This is a genomic window from Acaryochloris sp. IP29b_bin.137, from assembly GCF_028285745.1.
GTDB lineage: Bacteria > Cyanobacteriota > Cyanobacteriia > Thermosynechococcales > Thermosynechococcaceae > Acaryochloris.
The window spans coordinates 1-8,421 of sequence record NZ_JANQOP010000181.1 but is presented as its reverse complement, the minus strand read 5'-3'; the positions used below and the strand labels follow the sequence as shown (position 1 = coordinate 8,421).

Here is an 8,421-nt window from a genome sequence, read left to right as displayed (position 1 = left end):
GGATAGGGTAGTCGTTTCGGCCACCCTATTTTCTTTGAAATCACACTGCCCTATCTACTGCTGACTCTAGATTTGAAGTACCTTGTCATCCCCAAAGCCAGCCACCATAGCTATCCCGAAGGATTCCCTTTAGTGATTACCCACGCCCTTTGCGCCCGAACGCCCCTGATTGTTTCAGACCATCCGATGTTTGGTCAATACCTGCATGACCAAGAGAATGCCATGGTTTTTGAGGCAGAAAATCCACATTCTCTAGCACAAGCCATCCAAACCATTTTGAGTAATGCGAGTTTATATCACCAGCTTTCGGTCGCATCAGCCCAGACATGGCAGGATAAGCAAGTCCCTGTCAAGTTCGCAGACTTGCTGAATCGGTGGTTGTTTGAATCCGACCCCAATAAAGATTGGCTACGGCGCTTTGCGCTCAGTGCGGATTATTATCAACCTTAGGAACAGCCTTTCACATCGATATCTTACCCCATCGGGGTCTTATCTATGATCAGCTCACCATCGGTGATGGGGCATGAGCATCTTGGCGGGCATCCGTGATCAGCCAGTCCAGGGAGGCCGCTCGCACATCCAAGGAAGCCCCCGTTTTATCCACACAGTAGCGTCCAAACACCAGCTTGTCGACGAGGCGAACTTCTGACCCTAGGCGCGAATATTCAAAGATCACGCTATTGTCCACCGTAGCGCCACTGCAAATATGGCAGTTGGGGCCAATCATGGTTGGCCCGATAATCTTTACCCCGTCTTCAATTCGCGTCATACCGCCGATGTAAACTGGGCCTTGGATTTCAACTTTATCCCAGTCAATATCTACATTGAGTCCCGTATAGATACCTGGCGCTACTTCATGGCCAGGAATGGCAACGTTTTTGACATCTCCCATTAAGACACTCCGAATGGCATGCCAATAATCTGGGACCTTGCCGATATCAACCCATTGGAAATCCATCGCAATGCCGTAGAAGGGCATATTCATTGAAACCAGTTTGGGGAACAGATCGCCGCCAATATCAAATTCCTGTCCCGATGGAATCAAATCCAGAACCTCGGGTTCAAAGATATATATCCCTGTGTTGATCGTATTGCTGAGGGCATCATCAATGCTGGGTTTCTCTTGAAACGATTTCACCCGACCCTCTTCATCGGTAACGACTACACCATAGCTAGAGACATCGTTTGGATCGACCGTCTTCATGATGATGGTGGCAATTGACCCCTTTTGTCGATGCCATTCCACCGCAGCGGTTAAATCCAGGTCAATCAGGGCATCGCCACACAACACAATAAAGGTGTCATCGAAGAAAGGGGAGAAATCCTGAATACGACGCATGCCACCAGCGGACCCCAGGGCATCTCCAATCAGATTACCGTCTTCAATGCGGCCTTCAAAGGAATAGGCAATATCTACGCCAAAGCGTTGACCATCCCGAAAATAGTTTTCGATTTCATCTGCCAAATGACTCACATTCACCATGATTTGGTCAAAACTATGCTGCCGGAGCAACTCCACTAGGAACTCCATCACTGGCTTTTGCATGATGGGAATCATGGGTTTGGGAATTGTGAAGGTTATGGGGCGAACGCGGGTCCCTTTACCAGCCGCCAAAATCATTGCTTTCATATCAATTTTTTTGCTTAAAGATAAATAGCAACCAAAACGTGATGCTTAAGTCCAGATTCTCGGAGTTTCAATTGGCTTCCACTACCCTATCTGTCTTGGCATCATAGCTCATAATCTAGATTGCCCTTAGCCTTTCCAAAAGCATTATAGAGAATAAACATGGCCATTGATCAGTAATCGAGTGATCCCTTTTGCCAATAGTTGAGAGCAGGTTTTCCTTAGAATACTGCTGTTGGGAACTTTGACAATCCTTTGGGTGCGATGAGAAAAACGGCGAGCAATTCGATGGTTATCAAATATGGGTAGGGTCTTGGCATCTACTTCATGCTCAGGAATTGCCCCTAGTTCGCCAAAAGCTTGAAGCGGACGCGTAATCAGCTCTGCTGAACGATCGACCACTAGATAGCAGGTTTTCGGAAACTTGGCGTCAGAGAATGGCAATACTTGGACAAGTTCGGCAGGTTCTAAGCTGACGTCTAGGTCCAACGCTTCACTCTCTTCCTCCTCTAAATCGTCAACTTCATCAAAATCTTCGAGGGCGTCATCTTCTTCATCGATCAAGGTGTGATCTTGAAGATCATGTTCTATCTCGGCAATAATTTCTGCTAAATCCTCTGGATCAGATCGTTGTGCTTCGGACAACTCGGGTTGCGCCTTGTCATCAACAGAAGCAGAAGTCCGTCTACGTTTTTTAATGGGGGCAGGTCGACTCGATGAGTCAGAGGAGGACACTGCTTTGACCCCGTCTTTATCCGCTGCATCCGAACGCACTGTACGAGAGGCTTTTTTGCGGGTTGACTTAGGAGTCCGCTTCTCCTGTTTAGTGGCAATCAGGGCATCATATTCTTGGTCAGATAATTGGCTTTTGAGAATACGCCGAATGGTTGAACTGCTCACTGTAAACAGAGTTGCCAACTGAGAGATGGTCTCTTCAGACTCTCGAAAGAGTTGAGTGATCTTTTGTTTATCTGAATCTGTGAGCTTGCTACGGGTCATACAAAAGCGGTTGGGGATGGGGATGGACGGATAGCAGTAGCACTATACAGGATAATGATTCAATAGCTTTTCCCTTCGCCTATCCTATAGGTGGCAGTGCTAGGGAGGTCCTGTGGGCGCTGTGGCCCCTCGGGTAGCATAAGCTGCTGAACTTCCTCCTTACGGTAGCAGGAGTCGGATGGGTTTGGTCTATTCTTAAAGAGTAGAGTGCCGGAAATAGAGTACCTAATTTTAGATGGAATGCTTACACAGCCTAGTATTTCATCAATGTAACGTTATCGCTTTTATGAAATCACAACTTACTCGCAGCCAAAATATTGTTCTGAAGCTTTTGAAGCAGCTGAATCGGGAAATTTCTGCGCAAGAGTTATATGTTGAATTGCGAAAAGCGAATCTGTCTCTGGGCTTGGCGACGATATATCGAGCCTTAGATGCGTTGAAGCTACATGGTGCTATTCAAGCTCGTTTACTGAGTAATGGAGAAACACTCTATACGACGGCTCAGCAGGATCGACATCATTTAACCTGCTTACAGTGTGGAACCTCTATTCCTATTCAGGATGAAGATTGTCCCGTCCATGCCTTGGAGGAACAACTCCAACAATCGGGAAAATTCGAAATTTTTTACCACACTTTAGAATTTTTTGGCCTTTGCTCTCCTTGTCGGCTCGAGCAATCCCACTCTAATTCTTAGGGACTGCCCTTCTTTGCTGCCCCCTCACCCCGTGGTCCAAACATGGGGGGGCGATGAATAGTTAAGACTTTATGTTTTTTTATTGAGTTTAGTGTCATAGTGATACATGGCATTGACTTTTATCTCCATGATTAAAGCCCCTGCCCCTCGGTTTTCTAGATGCCTGCACCATGATCATTAATTTACTGCCGTTCCAGTTTGAAGTTGAAGCGCTGCCGATCGCAGGGGGAAGTCTTTGGGCCACAGGCTTATATATTGGCTTTTATCCGGTTAGCCAGTGGGTTACGGATCAGCTCTGTCGATGGCTCAATTTCGTGGACCGTTCGCTGTATTTATCTCAGGAAGAATTTGAGAAAACTCGTGCTGCTCGAGAAGCAAGAAACCTACTGTGTGCCTCACTCATCAGCATTTTGCCGTTTTTGATCCTGGGTAGTCTTTGCTATTGCACCAGTGCCTGGGGGTTTGGGGGCCGGAGTTGGGGGGTCAGTTTAGGGATGATTTCCTTGCTGATTGGAGGGGTGTACGAGTTGGGCCGCCGAGATGGTAAAACGCGTGACTATTAAGCCTAGAAAATGGTGAAGGGCAGTTCTGATCAAGCCATATCCCTGTTTTCTAGAGCCATATAAATTAACTGGACAAAACGCGTAATCGCCTCCTGTTCTCCACAAACCGTTCGCAGGTTTGCCTGAAGTTGGTGCAAACGAGCAGGATCCTTGAGCAATTGATCAATCCGTTGGGCAATGTCATCGGGGTGAATATGGCCCACATATTCCGGTACAATCTCTTCCTGAGCCCAAATATTTGGCCAAGCTCTTAACCCGAGTCCACGCCATAAGGTGATTCGGTTCACGAAGGTAGCAACGAATTTGCCCACCCAGGGGGCGTTTGCTATTACCCCCAATAGTCCATCCCAGGCTCGCATAGCATCTAGATATTGAGTGGGAATGAGCACGAGCATGGGGACGGCTAACGCTGCAAGCTCAGCGGTATTCGCCCCAACGGTGGTTACACAGACTTGGCAATGTTTTAGCAGAGGGTAGGCTGGAGATTCAGTCCATAGCCAAATCGGAGTTCCTTGCTGTGTACGTAAAGCTACAAGCCCCTGCTTGGCTTGGTGTTGAGAGACGGATACTGAGGAGTCTAGGGGCCGTAAATTTTGGGAGGCATATTCGATCAGGGATGTTGTCGTAACGCCGGGTGCAACGGGGATGACAAATTGGGTCTGAGGCCGTTGGGGATGGAGCTGATCTGCGATCGCAAGACAAAACGGCATCCCCACGCGTAATTTTGCAGGTTTCGATCCAGGTAAGAGCCCCACAATTTCTGTCTCTGGAGTCCAACCCAATCGATCCAGCAATGGGACCGAATCGGGCTGAATATCGGCCATAAGATGACCAACAACCGTTATTTTGGACCGATACCGACGAGGAACTTTTTGCAGGATTTGAGGCTGAGCGACTCCGCAATGGTCAAGCCAAGGTAACCAGCGGGGGGTCCATTCAGCATAGGTAACAATGCGATAGCCTAGCCGCCTGCCAATGGCCACGGCATAAAACTGATCCCCCCCTAAGAAAACCACGACGCCCTGCTGATGCCACTGCCATGCATTCGGCGTTTTGCCCCAGAGGAGAAAGAAAAAGAACTGCTGTGGTGCTAACACCCGATCAACCCCCGGAAAGGCCGCGGCAAGGGTTACTTCATTCCCTCCAGCATGGGGACAGGGAGACAGCAGGATCGATACACGACTGAACCGGGGCTGGGCCATTAACGCTTGCAGCACTGGTCTCACCCAAGTAGAGAGTTCCCCCGGTCCATTGCTGAGAATGACCAAATCGGCCGAAATTTCGGCCATCAGATCAACCTGTGGATGTGCAGCAGAAATGTCACAATAAAGAAATGATTAAGCAATATTAAAGAAAGTTACGAATTAGCATGGCGGCGTCTTCTGAGCAACCGATCTTGTTAATAGATGGTTACAACATCCTTGGTGTTTGGTCACAACACCGGAACGGTTCTGCTCCTGCTGAAATCTTTGAAAATATCCAAGAATTAGAGACGACCAAACTTCACCTCACAGATGCCCTTGCCAACTACAGCGCGTTTCAAGGATATCAGGCTCGGCTTGTCTTTGATGCCCAGAATCGACAAGAGAAAGGCATCTGCGAACCCTTTACGGATGCTCTAGACATCTACTATACCGACTATGGTCAAACGGCAGACACTTACATAGAGCTGTACTGTGCCAAAGCTAGGTCTCGACTAGTCCGGATTATTGTGGCGACATCTGATCGAGCCCAACAGCTCACGGTTATGGGATATGGTGCTGAGTGGATGTCAGCACTACAGCTCGTGAAAGAAATGGCGGCAACCACCACCAAAATTCGCTCTAAACAAAATGCTAAGAAACGTGCTCCCAGCCGCCTGCTGTCTCATTCTTTAAGTCCTGAGACTCAGCAAAAGCTGGAGCGATGGCGGATGGGCTAAAGCCTTCTATTTAGAGGTTAACTTTTGGGGTTCTGACTTACTTCAACGATAGGCAGGCTTAGGGCTTCCGCAATTTGCTCACCCTTTAACCCCATCCCTCGTAATCGAGTAATCGCTGCCGTTCTCGCTTGTCGTTCTTGTTCGGCTGTCGCTCTTGGTCAACCTTTTCGGTATCCCGCAGCAGAATCTGGCCCGCCTCATCCCACCAACGGAGCAAATGGGTGGTCATGCCTAATCGTTCTCTTTGCCACATGCCTAACCATAACTACAACGCTAGAACCCAATAGCGGTCTTGGTCGTTTAGGGTTTGCAATTCATAGTGTTCCGTTTGGAGCTGTCGCACTTCTAGGACAGGGGTGGCCGGATCAAAAATAACGTAAGTGGGGACTTTGAGGATTTGCTCATAGTAGTAGAACTTGCCGTAGGGATAGATGGGTCGAGAGGAATTTTCTCTCACCCATCGTGTAACGTCATTGAGATTAAAGAATGAAGTTTGGATAAGGTGCTCTCTTGGAGGAGATGTCACCAGAACTCCACTCCATTTAACCTCAATGCCCCAGGTAAAATGGTTCTTGGCTGTAAGGCTATAGGGGAAACCCTGATTCAGATACTGAACCAGGGCTGACGGGGAAAATAAACACTTAGATCAAGAGAGCAGTCAGACTGCTGGGGCAAAACCCTTTAGTTCAGGGCTTCAGCACCACCGACCACCTCAAGCAGTTCTTGCGTAATCGCTGCTTGTCGAGCCTTGTTGTAGGACAAGGTCAGCGTTCCAATCAGTTCAGACGCATTATCACTGGCATTGTTCATCGCTGTCATTCGAGCAGCCAATTCACTGGCGGCTGATTCTTGCAATGCTCGTAGTAGCTGATTGTTTAAATACAGCGGCAACAAAGCATCCAGAATCTGAATGGGATTTTGCTCAAAGATCATGTCAGAGGGCATTTCTTGAGGTGTTTCCCGCGCCATGCGCTCACGTTCCACCTGAAACTGTCCGCCTCTGGTGGTTAATCGGAAGACTTCATCTTCTTCAGCAACGACCAACTCATCAGGATCGAGGGGCAGTAGGGTCTGGACCACAGGTCGAGAATTCACCAGGGAGATAAACCGGGTGTAAATCAACTCAACGTGATCTACTTCTTCTGATAGATAGAGCGACAAAAGTTCATCAGCAATCTCAGAAGCTTCTTGAGCGGTCGGGATTTGCTCCAAGCCACCGTAAGTCGCTTCGATGGGCTGATCTCGGCGTTGGAAATACTGAATCGCTTTCCGACCCACGAGAACGAACGTATAGTCAATCCCTTTGGCTTTTAGCTCGTTGGATCGTTCTTCTGCTCGCTTAATCACACTACTGTTATAAGCACCGCAGAGACCGCGATCGCCTGTGACCACTAAGAGACAGACTTTACGCAAAGCCCGTTCTTGCAGTAGAGGTAACTCCACTTCTTCGAACTTGAGTCGAGCCTGCAAACCATAGAGCACTTGAGCAAGCCGATCCGCGAAGGGACGGGTTGCTGTGACCTGCTCTTGGGCACGCCGAACCTTGGCGGCGGCCACTAGCCGCATCGCCTCGGTAATTTTTTTAGTATTCTTGACCGTCGAAATGCGATCGCGAATTGATTTGAGGTTTGGCATAATTCCCTCCTAGACCGCAGCCATAAAAGATTTCTTGAAATCAGCAATGGCTGTTTTGAGAATTCCTTCGGCCTCGTCACCCATTTTCTTCTCGCTGCGGACCAGCTCGCCATACTTCGCATGGTTAGCTTTGAGGTCATCCCGCATACCTTGAACGAACTCCGTCACTTTATCAGTGGGAACATCATCCAGATAGCCATTGGTACCGGCATAAATGACCGCAACCATCTCTTCTACTGGTAATGGAGAATATTGGGGCTGCTTCAGAATCTCCCGCAGACGGGCACCCCGAGCCAACTGGTTCTGGGTGGCTTGGTCTAGATCAGAGGCAAACTGCGCAAACGCTTCTAGTTCAGCAAACTGAGCCAATTCCAGCTTCAACTTACCAGCGACCTGCTTCATCGCTTTGATTTGAGCAGCAGATCCCACTCGGGACACGGAAATACCGGCGTTAATCGCAGGACGTAGACCAGCGTTGAACAAGTCAGAAGACAAGAAGATCTGACCGTCAGTAATGGAAATAACGTTGGTGGGAATGTAAGCCGACACGTCACCCGCTTGAGTTTCGACAATCGGGAGGGCGGTCATACTGCCTTCACCCAATTCAGGACTCAGCTTGGCAGCGCGCTCCAATAAGCGAGAGTGGAGATAGAACACATCACCAGGATAAGCCTCACGTCCGGGTGGACGACGAAGTAGCAAGGACATCTGACGATAGGCCTGAGCCTGCTTGGAAAGGTCATCGTAGATCACCAAGGTGTGCTTGCCGTTGTACATAAAGTACTCAGCAATGGCGGCACCAGTATAAGGCGCCAAATATTGGAGGGTGGCAGGGTCATTCGCGTTGGCAGCAACCACAACGGTGTAGTCAAGGGCACCGCGCTCTCTTAAGACTTCAACCACCTGAGCCACGGTAGAGGCTTTCTGACCAATGGCGACGTAGACACAAATCACATCTTCCGACTTTTGGTTGAGGATGGTG

11 protein-coding genes are annotated in these 8,421 nt (G+C 48.8%); 4 read left to right on the top strand and 7 right to left on the bottom strand.

Translation table 11 applies throughout. The features are described 5' to 3' along the window. Positions 1 to 72: 72 nt before the first annotated feature. Positions 73 to 450, top strand: a complete 378-nt coding sequence (locus Q0991_RS13235) for a glycosyltransferase (protein ID WP_299489186.1) — start codon at positions 73 to 75, stop codon at positions 448 to 450. Between the two features lie 49 nt (positions 451 to 499). On the opposite strand, the gene Q0991_RS13230 is transcribed toward Q0991_RS13235, so the two are convergent. Then, positions 500 to 1,630, bottom strand: a complete 1,131-nt coding sequence (locus tag Q0991_RS13230) for an NDP-sugar synthase (RefSeq protein WP_299489185.1) — start codon at positions 1,628 to 1,630, stop codon at positions 500 to 502. A gap of 144 nt (positions 1,631 to 1,774) precedes the next feature. After that, the gene (locus tag Q0991_RS13225) at positions 1,775 to 2,626 is read right to left on the bottom strand and encodes a hypothetical protein (protein ID WP_299489184.1); all 852 of its coding nucleotides are present in this window, start codon (positions 2,624 to 2,626) and stop codon (positions 1,775 to 1,777) included. A gap of 286 nt (positions 2,627 to 2,912) precedes the next feature. On the opposite strand from Q0991_RS13225, the gene Q0991_RS13220 reads away from it, so the two are divergent. Beyond that, positions 2,913 to 3,320: a Fur family transcriptional regulator gene (locus Q0991_RS13220; protein WP_299489183.1), complete on the top strand. Its 408-nt coding sequence runs from the start codon at positions 2,913 to 2,915 to the stop codon at positions 3,318 to 3,320. 170 nt (positions 3,321 to 3,490) lie between these two features. Next, positions 3,491 to 3,883: a hypothetical protein gene (locus Q0991_RS13215; RefSeq protein WP_299489182.1), complete on the top strand. Its 393-nt coding sequence runs from the start codon at positions 3,491 to 3,493 to the stop codon at positions 3,881 to 3,883. A gap of 29 nt (positions 3,884 to 3,912) precedes the next feature. Here Q0991_RS13215 and Q0991_RS13210 read toward each other — a convergent pair whose 3' ends face one another. Beyond that, positions 3,913 to 5,172: a lipid-A-disaccharide synthase gene (locus tag Q0991_RS13210; protein WP_299489181.1), complete on the bottom strand. Its 1,260-nt coding sequence runs from the start codon at positions 5,170 to 5,172 to the stop codon at positions 3,913 to 3,915. 80 nt (positions 5,173 to 5,252) lie between these two features. On the opposite strand from Q0991_RS13210, the gene Q0991_RS13205 reads away from it, so the two are divergent. Next, positions 5,253 to 5,804 (top strand): NYN domain-containing protein, encoded by a 552-nt coding sequence (locus Q0991_RS13205; protein ID WP_299489180.1) that lies wholly within the window; start codon positions 5,253 to 5,255, stop codon positions 5,802 to 5,804. 85 nt (positions 5,805 to 5,889) lie between these two features. Here Q0991_RS13205 and Q0991_RS13200 read toward each other — a convergent pair whose 3' ends face one another. The 4 genes from Q0991_RS13200 to atpA form a co-directional block, all read right to left on the bottom strand. Then, positions 5,890 to 6,057: a hypothetical protein gene (locus Q0991_RS13200; protein ID WP_299489179.1), complete on the bottom strand. Its 168-nt coding sequence runs from the start codon at positions 6,055 to 6,057 to the stop codon at positions 5,890 to 5,892. 12 nt (positions 6,058 to 6,069) lie between these two features. After that, positions 6,070 to 6,330 (bottom strand): Uma2 family endonuclease, encoded by a 261-nt coding sequence (locus Q0991_RS13195; RefSeq protein ID WP_299489177.1) that lies wholly within the window; start codon positions 6,328 to 6,330, stop codon positions 6,070 to 6,072. A 155-nt stretch (positions 6,331 to 6,485) separates the two neighbouring features. After that, entirely contained in the window at positions 6,486 to 7,439 is a 954-nt protein-coding gene (locus Q0991_RS13190) for a F0F1 ATP synthase subunit gamma (RefSeq protein ID WP_299489176.1), read from the bottom strand. A 9-nt stretch (positions 7,440 to 7,448) separates the two neighbouring features. Next, the coding region (atpA, locus tag Q0991_RS13185; RefSeq protein ID WP_299489175.1) for a F0F1 ATP synthase subunit alpha at positions 7,449 to 8,421 on the bottom strand (973 nt) is incomplete at its 5' end.

Coding starts and splice junctions, on each gene's coding strand:
- Q0991_RS13190 (WP_299489176.1), bottom strand. CDS start 7,439: ATGCCAAACCTCAAATCAATTCGCGATCGCATTTCGACGGTCAAGAAT.
- Q0991_RS13225 (WP_299489184.1), bottom strand. CDS start 2,626: ATGACCCGTAGCAAGCTCACAGATTCAGATAAACAAAAGATCACTCAA.
- Q0991_RS13220 (WP_299489183.1), top strand. CDS start 2,913: ATGAAATCACAACTTACTCGCAGCCAAAATATTGTTCTGAAGCTTTTG.
- Q0991_RS13215 (WP_299489182.1), top strand. CDS start 3,491: ATGATCATTAATTTACTGCCGTTCCAGTTTGAAGTTGAAGCGCTGCCG.
- Q0991_RS13200 (WP_299489179.1), bottom strand. CDS start 6,057: ATGTGGCAAAGAGAACGATTAGGCATGACCACCCATTTGCTCCGTTGG.
- Q0991_RS13210 (WP_299489181.1), bottom strand. CDS start 5,172: ATGGCCGAAATTTCGGCCGATTTGGTCATTCTCAGCAATGGACCGGGG.
- Q0991_RS13205 (WP_299489180.1), top strand. CDS start 5,253: ATGGCGGCGTCTTCTGAGCAACCGATCTTGTTAATAGATGGTTACAAC.
- Q0991_RS13230 (WP_299489185.1), bottom strand. CDS start 1,630: ATGAAAGCAATGATTTTGGCGGCTGGTAAAGGGACCCGCGTTCGCCCC.